Origin of the sequence: Rhizobium leguminosarum, from assembly GCF_004123835.1 — a bacterium.
Classification (GTDB): domain Bacteria; phylum Pseudomonadota; class Alphaproteobacteria; order Rhizobiales; family Rhizobiaceae; genus Rhizobium; species Rhizobium leguminosarum_M.
Map to the genome: position 1 here is coordinate 665,142 of NZ_MZMU01000003.1, position 19,608 is coordinate 684,749.

The window sequence follows — 19,608 nt, forward strand, 5'->3', positions numbered from 1 at the left end:
TCTCGGAGGAAATATCGATGACTGGACATATCACTGCCTTGCCCGTTGGCGTGCGTCTGGCGGTCAGTCCGCTGTCATGGGCCAACGACGTTCTGGAAGACCTCGGCGCCGACATATCGCTGGAAACCTGCCTCCGGGACGCTGCCGAGAGCGGCTATGAGGGGATCGAGCTCGGGCGGAAATTCCCGCGCGAGGCAGGAGCGCTCCGCTCGCTGCTGGACAGCCATCGGCTTGCTCTCGCATCCGGATGGCATTCCGGCGAGTTGGCCGAGCGCAGTGTCGACGACGAGATGAAGGCCGTTGCCGGGCACGCCGCGCTGCTGCGAGCGATGGATTGCAAGGTGATGGTCTATGGCGAAGTCGCGATGATGACGCCTGGATCGCCGCTGGATGCACCGATGTCGCAGCGGTTGCGCATGCCGGCGGCCGAAGTGGCGGGATATGCCGGGCGCCTGACCGATTTCGCCGGACGCCTGGCGGCGGAATATGGTCTGACGCTTGCCTACCACCATCACCTGATGATGGTCGCCGAAACGTTCGACGAGATATCGGCAATCTTTGACAAGACAGGCTCGGCGGCGGGACTGCTTCTCGATACCGGCCATGCCGTCGCCGGCGGCTTCGACTATGCCAGGCTGATCGATCGGTTCGGCGATCGTGTCGTGCACATTCATCTGAAAGACATTCGCGGTCCTGTTATCGACGAGGTGCGTGCGGGTGACATGAGCTTCAATGCCGGCGTGCGCCGGGGCATGTTCACCGTCCCCGGCGACGGCATCATCGATTTCAAGCCGCTTGCCCGTTTCGTCAGGGACAGCGGCTATCGCGGATGGCTGGTCGTCGAAGCCGAGCAGGACCCCGCCGTCGCTGAACCACGCCCCGCCGTCGAGCGGGCATTTAAGCATGTGCAGGCAAATTTCCGGAGCTGAGCCGATTTCTTCGGCGGCATGATATCCTCACCGGAAACCGATCCCTGCGCACCGGCGTTCTTCTTCCATGGCCGAAACGAAATCCTCCACTGGTCACGACGAGGCGCCGCCGAGTGAAGACGGTGCGAAGCCGGGCGCCGACATTTCCTTCCCCTATGACAGGATGACCGTCGAGCAATTCCGAAGACGCTTCCCCCGTGCCCGCTGGAGCGATGCCCGCAAGGCCTGGTTCGTTCCCGGCCGGACGGCGTCGCGCCGCATCGGACGATGGCTTGCCGAGATGGAGGCCGAGGCCGACGCCCATGCGGATGCGAAGGGACGCGACGCCTTCGTCTTCGATCCGATCGACAGTCCTTATCTTGAGCGCGGCAAGGCAGGCTTTCGAATCCGCACACCCTATTCGAAAACCGTCGTCGATGAACTGCGCGAGGTGCCCTTCTCACGGTGGGACGGCGATCTCAGGATATGGCACGTTCCCTTCCGGTCCTATGAGGAACTCCGACGCCGGTGGCCGGAGATCGAGGCGGCGGCGCGCAGAAACGAGCCGGAGGAGAGACGGCGTCGCGCCGAGGAGCGGAAGGGGAGCGAACAGGATATACGCAGCAAGCGCCGCTCCGCAGAACGAAAGCTGCACCGTTACCCGCTGCGAAGCGACGACTTGCCGCCGATAGGCCGTCCGGTGGCCATCTCCTACGGAATCGTCGTCTTTACCGAAATCTCAGGCGAACTGGTCGACCCGGACGTCATTGCGAATTTCTATCCCGGCGTGACCGAGGATCACGTGTGGGGATATTGGCGGGTGCCCACACTCGAAGAAATCGTCCGAACCTGGCCCGCGAAAATGCCTGCGGCTGAGGACGCCGAGTGGTGGCTGCCGACGATCGAGGAACTGAGACCGGCCCGCCGCAGGGCAAGATCGCGTGAAGCCAGGAAGCGCGCGAAGGCATCATGACCAAAACTTGCTGGAAGTCCGCCGGACTTGTAGCAACATAACGAGCGCCGAATACCACATTCCCGCATGAAGATCGGCATGTGACCTGGAGCAAGAGATGAGCGACAAAACCTTACGTCTGCATTTCCCCCAATGGCAGGGCGGAAATATCGAAGCCTATCATTTCGGCTCGCAATTGCTGGCCATGCTGGCGCCCGCCGCCAGCGGCCCGATCGCCACGGTCGAGGTTGCCGAACCCGATGGCGAAGCACTTCCGCTGGAGAACGGCATCGTTGCCCGCAGCACGCTGTTGCGCCAACTCGATTCCGCCGAGCAAATCCTGGAGAGGCAAGCGCCTGACAAGGTCGTGGTGCTCGGCGGCGACTGCCTGGTCGACCTCGCCCCGTTCGCCTATCTCAATCAACGATATGGGGGCGATCTGGCGGTTCTCTGGGTGGACGCCCATCCTGACGTCGTCACGCCCGAGCACGCCGCGCATGCCCATGCGATGGTGCTTGGAATTCTCATGGGCGAAGGCGATCCCGACTTTGCCAAGAGGGTGGGCCAGCCGATCAAGCCTCAGAATGTCATGTATGCCGGCCTCTACGACATGTCGCCGGTGGAATGGCGGATCGTCGAAAGGTTCGGGATTCGCATGGCGACGCCGGCGCAATTGGCCGACGACAGCGAACCGGTTCTCGATTGGCTGCGATCAACGGGCGCCAAACACGTCGCGATCCATTTCGACCTCGATGTCATAGACCCGTCGCAGTTTCGTTCGCTCAACTTCGCCATGCCCAATATCGCGCCGGACGCCTTTGTCGGGGTGGCGCGCGGACGCATGACGATCCCGCAGGTCATCCGCCTGCTGAACGATGTCGCCGCAGAGGTCGAGGTCGTGGGGCTGGGGATCACCGAACATCTGCCGTGGGACGCGCTGATCATCAGAGATATGCTGCGGCAACTGCCGCTGCTCGGAGACGGCCGGAAGTAGGACTCAGTATTGATAGTCCTCGAAGACCGGTTCCACGGAGCCCTGCCAGCGGCCGTGATAGAGCGACAGCAGATCTTCGGCGAGCGTCGCCTTCTTGGCGAGCACTTCTTCGAGCGGCGCCAGGAAGATGCTCTCGTCCTGGCCTTCCCGGTTGAGCCTGCCTCGCGCCTTGAGGCCGGCCCTTGATATGCCGATCACCTCGCGCGCCATGTCGAAGAGTGGATGTCCGCGGAATTGCGCCTTCAACCCTTCGGCGGGAACGGCGTTGCGCAGCGCCCCGATCTCGGCAAAGCTCCAATCCTTGGTCAGTTCGTCGGCGGCTTCGAGGGCCGCATCGTCGTAGAGCAGGCCGACCCAGAAGGCCGGCAAGGCACAGATGCGGCGCCACGGGCCGCCGTCGGCGCCGCGCATTTCGAGGAAACGCTTCAGCCGCACGTCGGGGAAAAGTGTCGAAAGATGGTTCGTCCAATCGCCCATCGTCGGCGCCGGATCAGCGACCTCGCCCTTCAATGCGCCGTTCATGAACTGGCGGAAGGTGACATGGGTACAGTCGTGATAGCGGCCGTCGCGCACGATGAAATACATCGGCGCGTCGAGCGCCCATTCGGCATAGTCGCGGAAGCCGAAATCGTCGCGGAAGGTGAAATCGAGCAGGCCGGCGCGCCGATTGTCGACATCGCGCCAGATATCGCCGCGCCAGGAGAGCAGCCCGTTCGGCTTGCCCTCGGTGAAGGGCGAGGATGCGAAAAGCGCGGTCGCCAGCGATTGCAGCTTCATCGACACGCGCATCTTCTTGCGCATGTCGGCTTCCGAGGAGAAATCAAGATTCACCTGGATCGTGCAGGTGCGGTACATCATGTCGAGACCCTGGGTGCCGACCTTCGGCATATAGCGGGTCATGATCTCGTAGCGTGATTTCGGCATTTGCGGGGTTTCCGCATAGGTCCATTTCGGACTGCCACCGATGCCGAGGAAGCGGATGCCCATCGGTTCGGCAATTTCGCGCAGCGTCGCCAGATGCTGGTTCGATTCCCGACAGGTCTCGTGGATCGTCTCCAGCGGTGCGCCGGAGAGTTCGAACTGGCCGCCGGGCTCGATCGAGATCGCGCCCATGCCGTTCTGCTCGGCGAGCCCGATGATGTTGCCGCCGTCGGTGATCGGCTCCCAGCCGCTTTTTTTCTGCAGGCCGGTCAAGAGGGCCGAAATACTGGCATCGCCGAAATAGGGAACCGGGCTGTTGTCGGCGCGAAAGAAGGCGAATTTCTCGTGTTCGGTGCCGATCCGGAAGCGCTCCTGCGGCTTGTTGCCCGCGGCGATATAATCGGTCAGATCCTGGACCGAAGAGAGCGGTGTCTGGTCGGTAGTGTCGCGGGCCATGCGGGATACCTGTATTCGAAAAGGCGCCCAGGGGGCCGGGCAATTGGAAGGGTGATTTGGACCCAAGCCACCTATGTTGCAAGTGAAATTCTTTCAACGACGCATCAAAAAAATAGCACCGATTTCCATGTCAACCCGTTTCTGTGGTCAGTTCCAGTCGCCGATCGCCGCCTGCACCACCGCCAGGGCCGCGACAGCTGCCGTATCGGCCCTCAGGATGCGCGGTCCGAGCGGAATGGCGGTGACGAAATCAAGGCTTCGAAGCCGCGCGCGTTCCTCTTCCGAAAAGCCGCCTTCCGGCCCGACGAGTAGGGCGAGATGTCTTTCCCTGATCGCCGACAGCACCGGCAGCGGGTTCTGCCCGGCATCGCCCTCGTCGCAATAGATGATGCGGCGCTCGCTCGGCCAGCGGTCGAGCAGGTCGAGAAGCCTCACCGGCTCGGCCACATTGGGAATGCCGAGGATGCCGCATTGCTCCGCCGCCTCGACGACGTTGGCGCGCAGCTTGTCGAAATTGGTGATCTTGCCCTGGACGTGCTGGGTCATGACCGGCTGCAGCAGGCCGGCTCCCATTTCGACCGCCTTCTGCACGAGATAGTCCATCCGGCCGACCTTGAGCGGCGCAAAGAGATAGTGCAGGTCGCACGGCAGCGGCTGTGGCCGAGTCTCTTCGGTTGCCGTCAAAAGGATGCGTTTGCGCGTGGGGAAGGTAAGGGTCGCCTTCCACTCGCCGTCGCGGCCGTTGAAGAGCAAAATCTCCGCACCTTCCTCCATCCTCAGCACATTGCCGAGATAGTTGAACTGATCGGCATTCGCCTCGACGACGGCGCCGCTGGAAAGCGGCGCGTCGACGAAAAGCCGTTGCATACGGAAATTGGCGCGCATTTAAAAAACTCGGGATCTCAGACGAAGAGCGCGAACATAACCCAATAAATCATTGCCGCAAGCGCTGCCGAAACCGGCACGGTGACGATCCAGGCGGCAATGATCGTCATGAAATGCGAACGGCGCACGAGATAGCGCCGCCGTGTCTCGTGGATATTCGGCTCTTCCGGCTCGTCGATGTCCCAGCTCTCGGCCTTGCGTCGGATATAGGCGATGCGGGCCTTCGAATGGCGCGTGTACCATTCGCGGAAGAATCCGACACCGAAGACGGCGCCGACGGCGATATGCGTGGTGCTGACCGGCAGGCCGAGCCAGGAGGCGACGATGACGGTAAAGGCTGTTGACAGCGCGACGCAATAGGCCCGCATCGGATTGAGCTTGGTGATCTCCTCGCCGACGAGCCGGATGAGGCGCGGCCCGAAGAGCAGCAGGCCGACGGAGATACCGAAGGCGCCGATCAGCATCACCCAGAGCGGCGGGTGCCCGATGGCGTCGCCGCCGATGCCGACCGAATGGACGATCGCCGAAAGCGGCCCGACCGCGTTCGAAACATCGTTGGCGCCATGCGCGAAGGACAGCAGTGCTGCGGAGCCGATCAGTGGCAGCTTAAACAGCACCCGCAGCGAGCTGTTGCGGTTTTCGAGATCCCGCGCTTGGGCGAGAACGAGCGGCCGGGCGGCAAGCCAGCTCACCAGCCCGATGCCGATCGCGATAAGGATGATGGTGAAAGACTGAAATTTGCCCGTGGGCGACAGCTGCAGCACCATATAGGCCATGAAACCGCCGGCCATCACCGCCACCAGCACCGGCACCCAGCGCTGTGCGGCCGCGATCTTGTCGTCGCGATAGATGATCAGGGTCTTGACGAGATAAAGCAGCCCGGCGGCGATCAGCCCGCCGATCAGCGGCGAGGTGATCCAGCTCGAGGTGATCTCCAGCATCACCTGCCAATTCACCGGCTCCGGCCCGACGGCTGAGATGCCGGCGCCGATCACTGCCCCGACGATCGCATGAGTGGTGGACACCGGCGCGTTCATCCAGGTAGCAAGGTTGATCCAGAGGGCTGCGGCCATCAGCGCTGCCATCATGATCCAGCCGAGCAGCGCCGGCGGTACCTGGACGGCGTCGACAATGTTTGTGGAAATCGTCTTGACGACCTCGCCGCCGGCGATCGTGGCGCCAAGAACTTCGAAAATCGCGGCGATGACCAGTGCCTGGCCCATCGTCATCGCGCGCGCGCCGACGGCGGCACCGACATTGTTGGTCACGTCATTGGCGCCGATGTTCATCGCCATATAGCCGGCAAGGGCTGCCGCCGCGATGACGAGCATCGCTCCCGGCCGGTCGAATACGTAGACACCGGCAAAGAGCATGGCCAGACCGACGAAGATCAGCCCGAGACCAGGCGGCACCAGCCGTCGCAAAACATGCTTCGCCGCGTCCTCGGCATGGGTGATCTTGTCGAGGTCTTTGTCGAGCGTTCGTTTCGTGAGGACTGCGGGACGTGGCGGCATTCTTTTTCCTGAGGATGAACCTGCTTCTACGCTGCTTTCCTAGCAGCGCAAGATGGCAGGATTCATTCTGCTGGAATTTGTTTCACTGCCGGAATTTGTTTTGCCGCCTTGGCCGAAAGCCTGTCGGCCATCCTTTGTTTGAAGGCGAGGAAAAGGTGGCGGAGCTCCGGTTCGCGCACGCGCCCGGCCGCCTCGTCGAACGAGACCCATTCGATGCGGCGCTCGCCCTTTTCCTTGAAGTTTTTCGCCATGTCGGTGACTTCGAGCGCATAGACCTGCACCTTGCAGATCACCTGCACCCCGTCGCGCAGCACCTTCGAGTAGGTGTAGGCACCGAGCGTTTCCGTTTCGACGACGCCGCGGACGCCGGCTTCCTCGAAGGCTTCCTGCATCGCGACCTCATGGGCGCATTTGCGCGTCATCGGCCAGCCCTTGGGGATGACCCAGCGGCCGGTATCGCGGCTGGTCATCAACAGTACCTCGACCTCGCCGCTCTTCTTTTTTACCCGATAGCAGAGCGCACCATATTGCTGTCGCGGCGGACGCCGGAACATCAGTTGCACATCGAAAGCCAGTCGGGCGAGAAGAGTCAATTGTCGGGTCACCTTCGCAGTCGTCGTTAGGAATCACTCATATACGTATATCACGGAAAGCTTACTCAATCCAAAATAGGCGTGACGTTTCGAAACGCGATTTGATCGCCGTTCATAGGGAAATCGAGGTGGGACAGGTTCGGAAAATCCGCCACCTCCTGTCTCGAATGCGACACATTGCACAGCTGTACAATATGGCGTGATCTTGCCTTTCGTTCAATGGCGAGATCTAGTGATCCACTATGATTTTGTGAATGTCGTCCTCATGCGTCTTCCACCGCTCAATGCCATCCGCGCTTTCGAGGCCGTCTGCCGTCACGGCAGCATTCTGAAGGCTGCCGAAGAGCTGAATGTGGTGCGCGGCGCCGTGCGCCAGCAGATCGACACGCTGGAGAATCACTTCGGTCGCAAGCTCTTTACGCGTGACGGTCGCAGGCTGGTCCCGACCCTGCAGGCCAGCGCTTTTGCGACCGCCGCGAGTGCGGCTTTCGACATTCTGCAGCGTGCCGCTTCGGAACTCGAAGGCGCTGTGCCGGGCCGTATCCGGCTCGGCGTCCCCTCCGCCTTTGCGGTCTGGTGGCTGATGCCGCGCGCAGCAGACATGCAGGCGAGCCTCGGCCATACCGTCGACATCGTGCCGATGACCGTGGTCGAACCGCTGCAGATGCACCCCGAATTGGACGCTGTGATCATGGGCGGCGAATACCGGCCGGCCGCGGGCATCACCGCCCTGCGGTTCATGGAGGACGAATTCGGCCCGGTCGCGACGCCTTCGCTTGCCGCGACACTATCGAGCGACCCGGCGGCGATGGGCGCGCTGACAATGCTTGTCAGCCGCAGCGTTCCGAAGCTCTGGGACGAATGGTTTGCCGAAAGCGGCACGCCGCCGATCGTCTTTTCCCGCGCCCAGGAATTCGAGGATCTGCTCCTGGCGCTGGCTGCTGCCCGCTCTGGAATTGGCGTCGCGCTTGCGCCACGCGCTTCGATCGAGGACGATCTTCAGCGCGGGCATCTGGTCGCGCCCTATGGCTTCATCTCCCGACCATCGGGCTATAGCCTCTGCTGCCGCACGCCGGATGCGAAACGGCCGGCCTTTGCAAGTTTATCCGCCTGGCTGCTTCGCTGCGGGACGTCGGCTTGAAGGGGCGTGGCTGTTCGGACCCAATCAAGACCCCTCCCCACAAGGGGGAGGGGCTTAACCTGCCGCACCCGTTTTCTACATCTGCGACGTTTCGAGTGGAAAGAGGCGGGCGCTCCGGGTTAGTCCCTCCCCCTTGTGGGGAGGGGTTGGGGAGGGGACTTTCGCAAAGGTGGACGGGGAACGGAGAGGGCGCGGCATGTCCCTTCGCCCCGCAAGCTGGGGTCCGATGGACGGGTCGAGACCCGTGGCTCGACCCCGGTCGGTGCCGGCAGGCGGATGTGGCACCGGACACCGGCCTGAAAGGGCAGATTTTCTGCCCCTTCGCCAGAATTACTTCCATATTCGCAGCCCTGTTGCTCCGCTAAAAACAGCACCAACACGCAAATAGGAAAGAGATGATGGAAAAGACCGCGACCCGCATCGACTGGATCGGCAACAGCTGCCGGCTGCTCAAGGCGACGGCCGCCGAATTCGAGCGGACGCGTCCTTTCGAGGGCCTGTCGATCGGCACCGGCATTCATCTGGAGCCGAAGACGGTGGCGCTGCTGATGACGCTTCGCGCCGGCGGCGCACGTCTCGTCTGCACCGGCAATCTCAACAGCACCCAGCCTTCGACGGTCGAGTTCCTGCGTTCCCAAGGCATCATGGTTTTTGCCACGCAGACGACCGATCCCGCCGCTCATCATCAGAGCCTCGAAGCAGTGATCGCCGAAAAGCCGGATCTGCTGCTCGACAATGGCGGCGACCTTTTCGCCATCGCGGCGGAAAAACCTTACGCCAATCTCCGCGGCGGCACCGAGGAAACCACCTCTGGCCGCACCCGGCTGCTGCCGCTGCGCGAGCGGCTGAACATGCCGATCCTCGTCATCAACGACAGCCCGATCAAGCAGTTCGCCGAAAACAGGCATGCCGTCGGCCAGAGCTTGTTCGAAAGCTACCTGCGCTTCACCAACCGCTCAACCAACGGCAAACGCGTGACGGTCTTCGGCTACGGCGCCTGCGGCAAGGGCACGGCTGCTTGTTTCCGCAATGCCTTTTCCACCGTCAGCGTCGTCGATATCGATCCGGTGACGACGCTCGAAGCCCATCTCGACGGCTTCGTCACGCCGCTGCGCGACGCTGCGATCCGTTCGGCCGATATAATCGTCACCGTCACGGGTTTTGCCGCTATCGTGACGGCGGCCGACCTGCCGCTGGTAAAGGACGGCGCGATCCTGATGAATGGCGGTCATTTCCCGCATGAGATCGATGTCGAAGCCTTCCGCCGCCATCCCGATGTCACCGGCATCGACCGCTACGAGGCCGATCATATCGAGACCTTCCGATTGAGTGACGGCCGCTCCTTCCATGTGCTTGGCGGCGGCCACATGACCAATCTCGCCGGCCCGCGGCCGCTCGGCAATACCGTCGAATCGATGGATCTCGGCTTCACCCTTCAGGCCCGCTGCCTGGAACGCATCGCCAGAGGCGAGGCCGGTCCCCAATCCTGCATCGTGCCTGTGCCCGCCGATATCGATGCGATGGTGGCGAGCGCCTATCTCGATCTGGCGCGCTGAATCGGCGTCAACGCTCCCAGTAGGGGACAGGCCCATAAAGTTCCGCCAGATAGTCGATGAACAGCCGCACCTTGGCCGGCAGGAATTGCCGGCTGGGATAGACGGCCGACAGCGCGACATTGTGCGAGCCTTCATAGGCCGGCAGCACCTGCACCAGGCGGCCACTCTTGAGCTCTTCGCCGATATCCCAGGTGGAGCGCAGCGCGATCCCGAGACCGGTGATGACAGCCTCGCGGATCACCTCGCTGGAATTGGTGATGAGCAAGCCTTCCGGCCTGAGACTCAGCGCCCCGTCCGGCCCCTTCAGCCGCCAGGTGTCGTTATTATGGGCCGGCAGGCAGCGATGGTGTTTCAGCTCGTCGATGTGCTTCGGTTCGCCATGCGCCGCAAGGTAATCCGGCGAAGCGCAGAGCAGCCGGCGCACCGGCGCCAGCCTTCGGGCAACGAGGCTCGAATCGGTGAGTTCGGCGATGCGGATCGCCAGATCGAAGCCGCCGCCGACGATATCGCTGAATTCGTCGGTCAGCACCAGGTTGATCGCAAGCTCCGGATGCGCCTCCATGAAATCCTTCAGATGCGGCGCAATATGCATGCGCCCGAAGGAGGTCGGGGCCGAGATCTTCAGCGTGCCGTGCATCTGCGCCGAGCGGCCGGAAATATAGAACTCCGCCTCTTCGAGCCCGGCGAGAATGCCGAGAACGCGGTCGTAGAAACCCTGTCCGGCCTCCGTCAGCGAGATCTGCCGCGTCGTGCGCTGCAGAAGCCGGGTGCCGAGCCGGTCCTCCAGCCGCTTGATCCGTTTGGAGACGACGGCCGGCGAAAAGCCGAGCGCCCGCCCGGCGAGCGACATGCTTCCCGTTGAAACGACCTTGGCAAAGATTTCGAGATCACCCAGATTGGTCATAAGGTTTTGCGACTTTTTCCCCTTTTGGCATAAGTGCTTAGCATTTGCGCCACTTTCGGGAAAGTGCTAAGCCGGTTTATCGGCGGCAGGGAGGTCGCGGCCGGTTTCCGTTGTCATCTTCCCGCTGTCATTCCCCGTCGTCAGGGCCAGGGAGAACGCCATGTCTGACGCCATTTCGTTTCTCGAGCCGCGCGCCGACGTGCTGGCGCGCCGCGCCCAGATCGTCGCCGATCTGACCGACCTTCTGCCGCCGGAATGCCTGGTGCATGAGGCGCGCGAGCTGGTGCCGTTCGAAACCGACGCCTTCGTATCCTACCGCCGGCTGCCGCTCGCCGTCGCCCTGCCGCGCACCACGGCCGAGGTTTCCGCCGTCATGCGCTATTGCAATCGCTACGGCATTCCCGTCGTGCCGCGCGGCGCCGGCACTTCGCTCTCCGGCGGCGCCATTCCGCAGGAAGATGCAGTCGTGCTCGGCCTGTCGAAGATGAACAGCATCCTCGAAATCGATTTGCCGAACCGCGTCGCCGTGGTTCAGGCGGGCGTCACCAATCTCAATATTTCCGAATCCGTCTCCGCGGACGGCTTTTTCTATGCGCCTGACCCGAGCTCGCAGCTTGCCTGCACGATCGGCGGCAATATCGGCATGAATTCCGGCGGCGCCCACTGTCTGAAATACGGCGTCACCACCAACAATCTGCTCGGCGTCAGGATGGTGCTGGTCGATGGCACGGTGATCGAGCTCGGCGGCAAGGCGCTGGATGCGGCCGGTTACGATCTGCTCGGCCTCGTCTGCGGCCACGAGGGCCAGCTCGGCATCGTTACCGAGGCGACGGTGCGCTTGATCGCCAAGCCGGAAGGTGCGCGCCCCGTGCTCTTCGGCTTCGAAAGCTCGGAAGAGGCCGGCGCCTGCGTTGCCGATATCATTGCCGCCGGCATTATCCCGGTTGCGATCGAATTCATGGACAAGCCGGCAATCGAGATCTGCGAGGCCTTCGCCCATGCCGGATACCCTCTCGATGTCCGTGCGCTGTTGATCGTCGAGGTCGAGGGATCGGAAGCGGAGATGGACGCCGCGCTGAAGGACATCGTCGAGATCGCCCGCCGACACACGGTGAAGACCGTGCGCGAGTGCCAATCCGCCACCGAGGCGGCATTGATCTGGAAGGGCCGCAAATCCGCCTTCGGCGCCACCGGCCGCATCGCCGACTATATCTGCATGGACGGCACCGTGCCGCTCAGCCAGCTCTCCTACGTGTTGAAAAGAACCGCAGAGATCGTCGATCAGTACGGCCTGCGCGTCGCCAACGTCTTCCATGCCGGTGACGGCAATATGCACCCGTTGATCCTCTTCAACGCTAACGATCCCGAGGATGCCGCCCGCGCCGAGGCGGCCGGCAACGATATCCTGAGGCTCTGCGTCGATGCCGGCGGCTGCCTGACCGGCGAACATGGCGTCGGCATCGAGAAGCGCGACCTGATGCGCCACCAATATTCCGAGGCGGACCTCGCCCAGCAGATGGCGGCGCGTGCTGCCTTCGATCCCGGCTGGCTCCTCAACCCGTCGAAGGTCTTCCCGCTCGAAGGGCGCCCCGCCGCATGATCGATCTGATGCCGAAGACCGAGGAAGAGGCAGCAGTGATCGTCCGCGCCCATGTGGAGAGCGGCTGGCCGCTGGCGATCTGCGGCGGCAATAGCCGCTCGGGCTTCGGCAATGCGGTTGCCGCCGAGGGCCGGCTGCGCTCGACCGAAATCTCCGGCATCGTCGCCTATAATCCCGGCGAAATGGTCATGACCGTCCGATCCGGCACGCCACTTGCCGAGGTCGAGGCGGCTCTTTCGGAGAGCGGCCAGATGCTCGCCTTCGAGCCGATGGATCATCGCCCTGTGATGGACACATCGGGCGAGCCGACCATCGGCGGCGTCTTCGCCGCCAATGTTTCCGGCCCGCGTCGGCTGATCGCGGGTGCCGCCCGCGACAGCCTGCTCGGTGTGCGCTTCATCAACGGCAAGGGCGAGATCATCAAGGCCGGTGGCCGCGTGATGAAGAATGTCACCGGCCTCGATCTCGTCAAGCTGATTGCCGGCTCGCATGGCACGCTGGGTTTCCTCACCGAAGTCACCTTCCGTGTGCCGCCGCGCCCGAAGACGGAGCGGACGGTGGTGCTGTCGGGCCTCAACGACGCCGAGGCGGCAAACGCCATGGCGGCGGCGATGGCGCTGCCGGTCGAAGTCTCGGGCGCCGCCCACCTGCCCTTGACGGTGACGTGGAAATTCCTCGCCGGAAAATTGCCCGAGGGCGAGGCGACCGTTCTGCGCATCGAAGGCCTGCCGGGCTCGGTCGACGTGCGCATCGAAAAGCTTGCCGCGGCAATGTCGGGCTTCGCCACGGTCACGCGGCTGGAACAGCCGGAAAGCTTCAGGCTCTGGCAGGAAATCCGCGACGTGCTGCCATATGTCGACGGCACAGCGCGGCCGGTCTGGCGCGTCTCGGTCGCCCCCGGCACCGGCCATCAGCTGGTCGCGGCTCTCCGCCTCGAGGCAGGTGTCGACGCCTTCTATGACTGGCAGGGCGGCCTCGTCTGGATGCGCATGGAGGCAGGTCCCGAAGCCGAGCTGGTCCGTCGCTACATCAAAGCGCTCGGCGGCGGCCATTCGACGCTGATCCGTGCCTCCGGCGAGGCGAGGGCGGTTACATCAGCCTTCCAGCCGGAGCCCGAGGCAGTGGCGATGCTGTCGCGGCGGGTGAAGGAGAAGTTTGATCCGGCGGGAATCTTCAATCCGGGGAAGATGGGTGGCTGAGATGTTGTTTTCGAGCTATCTGGGAATATTGGCGTCGAGAGATGGAACTACGGCTGGACTTGCTCCCTCTTCTCCCCAGCGGGGAGAAGGTGGCCCGAAGGGCCGGATGAGGGGGGCGGCGCGGCAAATGTCATCTTCGCTTGTCGCTCAGATGCTCGCTCCTTTCGTCGCTCGCCCCCTCATCGCCTCGCTTTGCTCGGCACTTCTCCCCGGGGGGGAGAAGAGGGAGCAAGTGGCTATCGCGTCGCTCCGACGTCACGAAACCCGGCGGGAGACTACGTGATGCAAACCAACTTCACCCTGACCCAGCTCCTCGACCCTGATGTCGCCGAATCCGAGCAGATCCTGCGCAAATGTGTCCATTGCGGTTTCTGCACCGCCACCTGTCCGACCTATGTGACGCTCGGCAACGAGCTCGACAGTCCGCGCGGCCGCATCTACCTGATCAAGGACATGCTGGAAAACGGCCGGCCCGCCGATGCCGAGGTCGTCACCCATATCGACCGCTGTCTCTCCTGCCTTGCCTGCGTCACCACCTGTCCCTCCGGCGTCGATTACATGCATCTGGTCGATCACGCCCGCGCCCATACCGAAAAGACCTACAAACGCCCGTTCATGAACCGGCTGACGCGCGCCATTCTTGCCGCCGTGCTGCCCTATCCCGGCCGTTTCCGCCTGGCGCTCAAACTTGCCCGTCTCGGCCGGCCCTTCGCCGGCCTGATGCGCGGTGGCGCACTGAAACCCTTTGCTGCCATGCTGGCGCTTGCGCCGCGGCGGATCCCGGCCGCTTCGGACTTCGCAAAGCCCGGCACGTATCGGCCCGAGACGGAACGGCGCGGCCGGGTGGCGATCCTTTCCGGCTGTGCTCAGCCGGTGCTCGATCCCGGCATCAACGCGGCGGCGATCCGCCTGCTGACGCGGTTCGGCGTCGAGGTCGTGATGCCGGAGGGCGAGGTCTGCTGCGGCTCGCTGGTCCATCACATGGGCCGCGCCGAACAGGCGCTCGAAAGCGCCCGTGCCAATGTCGATATCTGGACGCGTGAGATCGATGGGCAGGGCCTCGACGCGATCATCATCACGGCTTCGGGCTGCGGCACGACGATCAAGGATTACGGCCACATGCTGCGCCTCGATCCCGCTTATGCCGCAAAGGCGGCCAGGGTCTCGGCGCTGGCCAAGGACGTCACCGAATATCTCGCAACCCTCGACCTGCCGGCGCACATGCCAAAGGGCATCACCGTCGCCTACCATTCCGCCTGTTCCATGCAGCACGGCCAGCGCATCACGCTCGCGCCGAAGCAATTATTGAAAGCGGCGGGATTTACGGTGCGCGATCCGGCCGAAGGCCATCTCTGCTGCGGCTCCGCCGGCACCTACAACATCATGCAGCCGGAGATCTCGGCCGCGCTGAAGGCGCGCAAGGTCAAGAACATCGAGGCCACCAAAGCCGATATCATCGCCACCGGCAATATCGGCTGCATCACCCAGATCGCCACCGGCACCGGCATGCCGATCCTCCATACGGTCGAGCTTCTCGATTGGGCTTATGGCGGCGCTGTGCCGGAAAAATTAACAGGTTTGCCGTTAGGCTGAGACCTATTACAGCGCCGCGCATCTTTTCGAGAGCCGCAAAGGACGCTGTCTCGGGAGGTTGGGCGATGTGGCGTGGAATGATCGTATTTGCGGGACTGCTCGGTGCGGCAGGCACTGCCCATGCCGACAGTCGTTTTTTCTGTTCCGCCGATGACAAGGAAGCGCGCTTCACGCTCGAAAGCGGTTTCGAAAGCGCTGCCGGCCACAAGCTCAACCATTTCCGCGGCGCGCTGATCGTCAAGGATCCGGCCCAAGAGGCCGTATTCGGAAAGCGTGTTTTCGAATCGCAGCACCTGACCAACCATTGGTCGCGTAACGGCGAACTGCTCATGGAAGTCTTCGACGGTGGCGAAGATGACACAGGCGGCGCAACGCTGGATCTGGTGGTCGTCGCCGGCGAGCGCGGCAAGCCGGCGGGAAATTTCACCGGCAGCTATTCCCTGACGATCGAAGGCGGTGAAAAACCCTATGCCGTCGAGGGCAAGGTCAGCTGCGGCACGAAATAGAGCAATTTCAGGAAAAGTGCGAAGCGGTTTTCCGTCCGGAATTGCGTAATAATAAAAGGTTAGAGCGGTTCTGCGCTTTTATGCGCTGAACCGCTCTAACGCCGCAGCTGAAATTTGTTACCAGTGGAACGATACGCCGACATTGACGGCATTGGTGAAGATGTTCGTCTTCAGACGGTCGCCGCTGTCGATTGGAACGTCGACGCGTGAATAGGTGCCTTTGTATTCGACGAAGGTGGACCAGCGTTCGGTTACCTTGAAGTCGACGCCTGCCTGGGCCTGCAGCGTCACGCCACCGAATTCATAGGCCCAGGTCTTGCCCTCGGGACGAATCACTTCGACATGCGGAATGTTCACGCCGATACCGGCGCCGAGATAGGGCGTCCAGCGGCGAGCCGGATCCTGGAAGCGGTAGAGACCGTTCACGGTGAGCAGGTTCAGGCCGTCGGTGAATTCGAAATGCGACCAGCCGGCCTTGGCGAGTGTGTCGTCGTCGGCATAGACCTTGTCATGGGTAAAATCGAGCGAGATGCCCCAGTTCGGCTTGTTGAAGTCTTCTAGCCACCAGGTGACGCGGGCGCCGTAATAAGGCGGGCTGCCAAAGGACTTGCCTTCCCAGCCGGCGGTGAAACTCGTGCCGTCCGAAACGTCGACGCCGCTATGCGGTGCGGTCTGGTAGCCGCCGTAAATGGAGAATTGCAGGTCTTCCGCCGAGGCGGAAACTGCCGAACAGACGGTAAAAAACGCGATGCCCGCAAGCAAGGAAGCGGAGGAACGCAGCGCAGATGTCATTGAATAGCCCCGAAATAAATATGTCGACTCTTAGGCACGTGTGCCAGCTTTTCGCCGCAAAGTCTAAGCAAAACAAAAGGCGCGTCGAAATGCGCCTTTCGTTTTTTTGCTAAGTGTTGCTCAGCCGCCGAACATCGTACGCAGCACGTCGATGCCCCTGTCCTCGAACGCCACCTTGCCCTGCCTGTTGCCGGGGCCGATGACGATCACCTTGGTGCCGACAGGCGCGCGATCGTAGAGATGGGTCACATCCTGGTTCATCATCCGGATGCAGCCGGAAGACATGTTGAGGCCGATCGTCCAAGGCTGGTTGGTGCCGTGGATGCGGAAGATCGTGTCGCGGCCGCCCTGGTAGAGATACATGGCGCGGGCCCCGAGCGGATTGTCCTCGCCGCCTTCCTGGAAAGCAGGAATGATATGTCCCTTGGCGGCTTCGCGGCGGCGCATTTCGGCCGGCGGCGTCCAGCTCGGCCATTCGGCCTTGCGGCCGATCTTGACGACCCCCGACCAGCCGAAGCCGTCGCGGCCGACGCCGATGCCGTAGCGGGTGGCGCGATTGTTGCCTTCGACGAGGTAGAGATACTTGTTGTTGGTATCGATGATGACGGTGCCGGCGGCCTCCGTCGTTACCAGCCGCACTTTCTTGCGCTTGAACTGCGGCTTCACATATTTCGGCATCTGCGCCACGCGCACGATCTGCGCCGGGCGCCGTGCATTGTCGGACGCGGAGCCGGCGGGTGCAGCAAAGGCGGATGTGGACATCAAGGACAGGACAAGTCCGGCAGCAGCCAGACCCGGCATTAGTTTGATCATGATCGATTCCCCTCAAGCAAATCCGCTCGAAGCTACATGAACTTCTGCCCGATTCAAGATCGGCGTGGTCGGATAGAGCATTTTTGGAGAAGGGAGCCGCTTGTTCTTGCGGCTCCCTGAATATTAGGTGTGCCGTTACATGACGATGACGCGGGTTCCGACGTTGACGCGGTCGTAGAGATCGACGACATCTTCGTTGCGCAGGCGGATGCAGCCCGAAGAAACGGCGCTGCCGATCGACCAGGGCGCATTGGTGCCATGGATACGGTAGAGCGTCGAGCCGAGATACATGGCGCGGGCGCCGAGAGGGTTTTCCGCCCCGCCATCCATGCGCGCCGGCAGGTAATGGCCCTTGGCCGCTTCGCGGCTGATCATCTCTGAAGGCGGCGTCCAATCCGGCCATTCGGTCTTGCGGGTGATCTTGTGGGCGCCTGCCCATTCGAAGCCCGGTTTGCCGACGCCGACGCCATAGCGCCGCGCCTTACCGCCTTGCATCACCAGATAGAGGAAGCGGTTGTTGGTATCGATGACGATCGTGCCGGGCTTTTCCGCGGTGTCGTAATCGACCATCTGCGGCAGGTATTGCGGCTCGATCGGACGGCGGATCGACGGAATGCCGGGATTGATCGCCGAAACGGTCTGCGGTGCCGCCTGCGGCGCCTGACGCAGCACGCGGCGCTGGAAAAGGCCGCGCTGCTGCTGGCGGACGACCGGCCGCTGATAGACGACGGGACGAACCCTGCCACCGCCGAGCTGGTTGATCCAGGGCGCTGTCAGATCGGGGCTGAGCACGACGGGCGGGCGGGTGGCGTAGCGGTCGTCTGCAAGGGCGGCCGTGGAGAAAATGCCGAAGAGGGCTGCGGCAAGAACAAGCTGTTTCATCATCGGACGAACTCTCTACAAATGACCGAAAATGCGCTGGCGGGACATGTCCGCCCGGGCGGAGATATTCCGTCCGGGAAAGACGCTGCCACCCTATCCGCCAGCGAATGGTAAAGATCGATTCATGAAAAGCCGACCGACCGGATAAACTTTTCGTCAGGGTTACCGTTCGGTTTGGAAAGACGGTTTGCAAATGGTAAAGCCGGAATCATGAGCAGAGAACGAAGCGGACCCCCGCAGAATGAAGGATCATGAGCGCGACAGGCATCATCATCGGCGAGGACGGCAGGAGCCGCTGCCACTGGCATGCCAATCTGCCCGTTTATCTCCGGTATCATGACGAGGAATGGGGCCGCCCCGTCACCGATGATACCCGCCTCTTCGAGAAGATCTGCCTCGAAGGCTTTCAGTCCGGTCTTTCCTGGCTGACGATCCTGCGCAAACGCGAGAATTTCCGCGCCGCCTTTTCAGGTTTCGATTTCGACAAGGTCGCCCGCTTCGGCGAAGGGGATGTCGCTCGCTGCCTTGGCGATGCCGGCATCATCCGCCATCGCGGCAAGATCGTCTCGACCATCAACAATGCCAAGCGCGCAATCGAGCTCAAGGACGAATTCGGCTCGCTCGCCCATTATTTCTGGCGCTACGAACCCGGCCATAACGAGCGGCCGGCGGTGGTCGACCGCGAGCATATCATCGCCAATCCGACGACGCCGACATCGGTGCTCATTTCGAAAGATCTGAAGAAACGCGGCTGGACCTTTGTCGGCCCGACCACAGTTTATGCTTTCATGCAGGCGATGGGTCTCGTCAACGATCATCTGGAAGGCTGCTTCTGCCGACCCGAGGTCGAGGCGATGCGCACCGCTCTGGTTCGCCCATGAAAGATCACGCCGTGAGAACACTGATCGCCGCTGTTGCCCTTTTCCTCCTGACCGTCTCCGCCATGGCGCAGACGCCGCAGCTCGATCCCGGCGAGAAGCTGGAGAAGCTGCAATTCCCGGCCGTCACCATGCAGTTGAAGGGCTGGACGAAGTTCGGCAATGGCCATGTCTACACGCTGCCGGTGCGCGCCGGCCAGCACCTGAAGATCAGTTTTTCCACCAAGAGCAAATTTGCCTTCCTGGCGATTTTCGACCTGTCGAAACCCGATGACGAGGCCTTCTTCGGCACCGACGAGGACGGCATGAGCTTCGAGACGACGGTCAAGGAAAATGCCACCTGGCTGCTGCGTCCCTATTATTCCAAGGTCTCGCCGCGCCGCGGCCTCGGCGCTCCCTTCAGCATCCTGATCGAGCCGCTGGCGGCTGCTCCGCAGCAGCCGAAACCGCCGGCCGAGCCGGAGCGCCCGTCGCTGTTCCCGAAGGCCCCGCCGAAGCCGCAATGAAGCAGAGTTAGCGCC

At 62.6% G+C, this 19,608-nt stretch carries 19 protein-coding genes; 11 read left to right on the plus strand and 8 right to left on the minus strand.

Going from position 1 to position 19,608, the window contains the following annotated elements; all coding sequences use genetic code 11:
- Nucleotides 1-17: 17 nt before the first annotated feature.
- The 3 genes from iolE to B5P46_RS06945 all read left to right on the plus strand — a co-directional run bounded on the left by iolE (nucleotide 18) and on the right by B5P46_RS06945 (nucleotide 2,854).
- Entirely contained in the window at nucleotides 18-929 is a 912-nt protein-coding gene (gene iolE / locus B5P46_RS06935) for a myo-inosose-2 dehydratase (RefSeq protein WP_129418040.1), read from the plus strand.
- 67 nt (nucleotides 930-996) lie between these two features.
- A complete protein-coding gene (locus tag B5P46_RS06940; RefSeq protein ID WP_129418041.1) occupies nucleotides 997-1,881 on the plus strand; it encodes a hypothetical protein in 885 nt (294 codons plus the stop codon).
- Between the two features lie 97 nt (nucleotides 1,882-1,978).
- The gene (locus tag B5P46_RS06945; protein ID WP_129418042.1) at nucleotides 1,979-2,854 is read left to right on the plus strand and encodes an arginase family protein; all 876 of its coding nucleotides are present in this window, start codon (nucleotides 1,979-1,981) and stop codon (nucleotides 2,852-2,854) included.
- Between the two features lie 3 nt (nucleotides 2,855-2,857).
- On the opposite strand, the gene B5P46_RS06950 is transcribed toward B5P46_RS06945, so the two are convergent.
- The 4 genes from B5P46_RS06950 to B5P46_RS06965 form a co-directional block, all read right to left on the minus strand.
- The gene (locus B5P46_RS06950) at nucleotides 2,858-4,231 is read right to left on the minus strand and encodes a glutamate--cysteine ligase (RefSeq protein ID WP_020048606.1); all 1,374 of its coding nucleotides are present in this window, start codon (nucleotides 4,229-4,231) and stop codon (nucleotides 2,858-2,860) included.
- Between the two features lie 147 nt (nucleotides 4,232-4,378).
- Nucleotides 4,379-5,116: a 16S rRNA (uracil(1498)-N(3))-methyltransferase gene (locus B5P46_RS06955; protein WP_129418043.1), complete on the minus strand. Its 738-nt coding sequence runs from the start codon at nucleotides 5,114-5,116 to the stop codon at nucleotides 4,379-4,381.
- A gap of 17 nt (nucleotides 5,117-5,133) precedes the next feature.
- Nucleotides 5,134-6,630, minus strand: a complete 1,497-nt coding sequence (locus B5P46_RS06960; protein WP_129418044.1) for an inorganic phosphate transporter — start codon at nucleotides 6,628-6,630, stop codon at nucleotides 5,134-5,136.
- A gap of 62 nt (nucleotides 6,631-6,692) precedes the next feature.
- Complete coding sequence (locus B5P46_RS06965) at nucleotides 6,693-7,223, minus strand: NUDIX hydrolase (protein WP_129418045.1); 531 nt, start codon at nucleotides 7,221-7,223, stop codon at nucleotides 6,693-6,695.
- 232 nt (nucleotides 7,224-7,455) lie between these two features.
- Here B5P46_RS06965 and B5P46_RS06970 point away from each other — a divergent pair, with 232 nt between their 5' ends.
- Entirely contained in the window at nucleotides 7,456-8,364 is a 909-nt protein-coding gene (locus B5P46_RS06970) for a LysR substrate-binding domain-containing protein (protein ID WP_129418046.1), read from the plus strand.
- A gap of 398 nt (nucleotides 8,365-8,762) precedes the next feature.
- Nucleotides 8,763-9,920: an adenosylhomocysteinase gene (locus B5P46_RS06975; protein ID WP_129418847.1), complete on the plus strand. Its 1,158-nt coding sequence runs from the start codon at nucleotides 8,763-8,765 to the stop codon at nucleotides 9,918-9,920.
- A gap of 7 nt (nucleotides 9,921-9,927) precedes the next feature.
- Here the strand turns inward: B5P46_RS06975 and B5P46_RS06980 are convergent, their stop codons facing one another.
- Nucleotides 9,928-10,824 (minus strand): LysR family transcriptional regulator, encoded by an 897-nt coding sequence (locus B5P46_RS06980; protein WP_129418047.1) that lies wholly within the window; start codon nucleotides 10,822-10,824, stop codon nucleotides 9,928-9,930.
- Between the two features lie 160 nt (nucleotides 10,825-10,984).
- Here B5P46_RS06980 and B5P46_RS06985 point away from each other — a divergent pair, with 160 nt between their 5' ends.
- From B5P46_RS06985 to B5P46_RS07005, 4 genes are all read left to right on the plus strand, one after another.
- Nucleotides 10,985-12,424, plus strand: coding sequence for an FAD-linked oxidase C-terminal domain-containing protein (locus B5P46_RS06985; protein WP_129418048.1), 1,440 nt, complete (start codon nucleotides 10,985-10,987; stop codon nucleotides 12,422-12,424).
- Nucleotides 12,421-13,623 (plus strand): FAD-binding protein, encoded by a 1,203-nt coding sequence (locus tag B5P46_RS06990; RefSeq protein WP_129418049.1) that lies wholly within the window; start codon nucleotides 12,421-12,423, stop codon nucleotides 13,621-13,623. The genes B5P46_RS06985 and B5P46_RS06990 overlap by 4 nt, the downstream gene beginning before the upstream one ends.
- Before the next feature lie 282 nt (nucleotides 13,624-13,905).
- Nucleotides 13,906-15,216 carry a glycolate oxidase subunit GlcF gene (glcF, locus tag B5P46_RS07000; RefSeq protein WP_129418051.1) on the plus strand — a complete coding sequence of 437 codons (1,311 nt, stop codon included), beginning with the start codon at nucleotides 13,906-13,908 and terminating at the stop codon, nucleotides 15,214-15,216.
- Between the two features lie 65 nt (nucleotides 15,217-15,281).
- A complete protein-coding gene (locus B5P46_RS07005) occupies nucleotides 15,282-15,722 on the plus strand; it encodes a hypothetical protein (RefSeq protein ID WP_129418052.1) in 441 nt (146 codons plus the stop codon).
- 117 nt (nucleotides 15,723-15,839) lie between these two features.
- On the opposite strand, the gene B5P46_RS07010 is transcribed toward B5P46_RS07005, so the two are convergent.
- From B5P46_RS07010 to B5P46_RS07020, 3 genes are all read right to left on the minus strand, one after another.
- Nucleotides 15,840-16,514 carry an outer membrane protein gene (locus tag B5P46_RS07010; protein ID WP_129418053.1) on the minus strand — a complete coding sequence of 225 codons (675 nt, stop codon included), beginning with the start codon at nucleotides 16,512-16,514 and terminating at the stop codon, nucleotides 15,840-15,842.
- Between the two features lie 120 nt (nucleotides 16,515-16,634).
- Nucleotides 16,635-17,327, minus strand: a complete 693-nt coding sequence (locus B5P46_RS07015; protein WP_129418054.1) for a L,D-transpeptidase — start codon at nucleotides 17,325-17,327, stop codon at nucleotides 16,635-16,637.
- 135 nt (nucleotides 17,328-17,462) lie between these two features.
- Complete coding sequence (locus B5P46_RS07020; RefSeq protein WP_129418055.1) at nucleotides 17,463-18,212, minus strand: L,D-transpeptidase; 750 nt, start codon at nucleotides 18,210-18,212, stop codon at nucleotides 17,463-17,465.
- Between the two features lie 248 nt (nucleotides 18,213-18,460).
- Between B5P46_RS07020 and B5P46_RS07025 the strand changes: the two genes are divergently transcribed.
- Both B5P46_RS07025 and B5P46_RS07030 read left to right on the plus strand, forming a co-directional pair.
- Nucleotides 18,461-19,090, plus strand: a complete 630-nt coding sequence (locus B5P46_RS07025) for a DNA-3-methyladenine glycosylase I (protein ID WP_129418056.1) — start codon at nucleotides 18,461-18,463, stop codon at nucleotides 19,088-19,090.
- The gene (locus B5P46_RS07030) at nucleotides 19,087-19,593 is read left to right on the plus strand and encodes a hypothetical protein (protein WP_129418057.1); all 507 of its coding nucleotides are present in this window, start codon (nucleotides 19,087-19,089) and stop codon (nucleotides 19,591-19,593) included. The genes B5P46_RS07025 and B5P46_RS07030 overlap by 4 nt, the downstream gene beginning before the upstream one ends.
- Nucleotides 19,594-19,608 lie beyond the last annotated feature (15 nt).

What these genes read in the sequence shown, in the direction of transcription:
- iolE (WP_129418040.1), top strand. Translation starts at nt 18, where the DNA reads ATGACTGGACATATCACTGCCTTGCCCGTTGGCGTGCGTCTGGCGGTC.
- B5P46_RS06940 (WP_129418041.1), top strand. Translation starts at nt 997, where the DNA reads ATGGCCGAAACGAAATCCTCCACTGGTCACGACGAGGCGCCGCCGAGT.
- B5P46_RS06945 (WP_129418042.1), top strand. Translation starts at nt 1,979, where the DNA reads ATGAGCGACAAAACCTTACGTCTGCATTTCCCCCAATGGCAGGGCGGA.
- B5P46_RS06950 (WP_020048606.1), bottom strand. Translation starts at nt 4,231, where the DNA reads ATGGCCCGCGACACTACCGACCAGACACCGCTCTCTTCGGTCCAGGAT.
- B5P46_RS06955 (WP_129418043.1), bottom strand. Translation starts at nt 5,116, where the DNA reads ATGCGCGCCAATTTCCGTATGCAACGGCTTTTCGTCGACGCGCCGCTT.
- B5P46_RS06960 (WP_129418044.1), bottom strand. Translation starts at nt 6,630, where the DNA reads ATGCCGCCACGTCCCGCAGTCCTCACGAAACGAACGCTCGACAAAGAC.
- B5P46_RS06975 (WP_129418847.1), top strand. Translation starts at nt 8,763, where the DNA reads ATGGAAAAGACCGCGACCCGCATCGACTGGATCGGCAACAGCTGCCGG.
- B5P46_RS06980 (WP_129418047.1), bottom strand. Translation starts at nt 10,824, where the DNA reads ATGACCAATCTGGGTGATCTCGAAATCTTTGCCAAGGTCGTTTCAACG.
- B5P46_RS06985 (WP_129418048.1), top strand. Translation starts at nt 10,985, where the DNA reads ATGTCTGACGCCATTTCGTTTCTCGAGCCGCGCGCCGACGTGCTGGCG.
- B5P46_RS06990 (WP_129418049.1), top strand. Translation starts at nt 12,421, where the DNA reads ATGATCGATCTGATGCCGAAGACCGAGGAAGAGGCAGCAGTGATCGTC.
- glcF (WP_129418051.1), top strand. Translation starts at nt 13,906, where the DNA reads ATGCAAACCAACTTCACCCTGACCCAGCTCCTCGACCCTGATGTCGCC.
- B5P46_RS07005 (WP_129418052.1), top strand. Translation starts at nt 15,282, where the DNA reads ATGTGGCGTGGAATGATCGTATTTGCGGGACTGCTCGGTGCGGCAGGC.
- B5P46_RS07010 (WP_129418053.1), bottom strand. Translation starts at nt 16,514, where the DNA reads ATGACATCTGCGCTGCGTTCCTCCGCTTCCTTGCTTGCGGGCATCGCG.
- B5P46_RS07015 (WP_129418054.1), bottom strand. Translation starts at nt 17,327, where the DNA reads ATGATCAAACTAATGCCGGGTCTGGCTGCTGCCGGACTTGTCCTGTCC.
- B5P46_RS07020 (WP_129418055.1), bottom strand. Translation starts at nt 18,212, where the DNA reads ATGATGAAACAGCTTGTTCTTGCCGCAGCCCTCTTCGGCATTTTCTCC.
- B5P46_RS07025 (WP_129418056.1), top strand. Translation starts at nt 18,461, where the DNA reads ATGAGCGCGACAGGCATCATCATCGGCGAGGACGGCAGGAGCCGCTGC.
- B5P46_RS07030 (WP_129418057.1), top strand. Translation starts at nt 19,087, where the DNA reads ATGAAAGATCACGCCGTGAGAACACTGATCGCCGCTGTTGCCCTTTTC.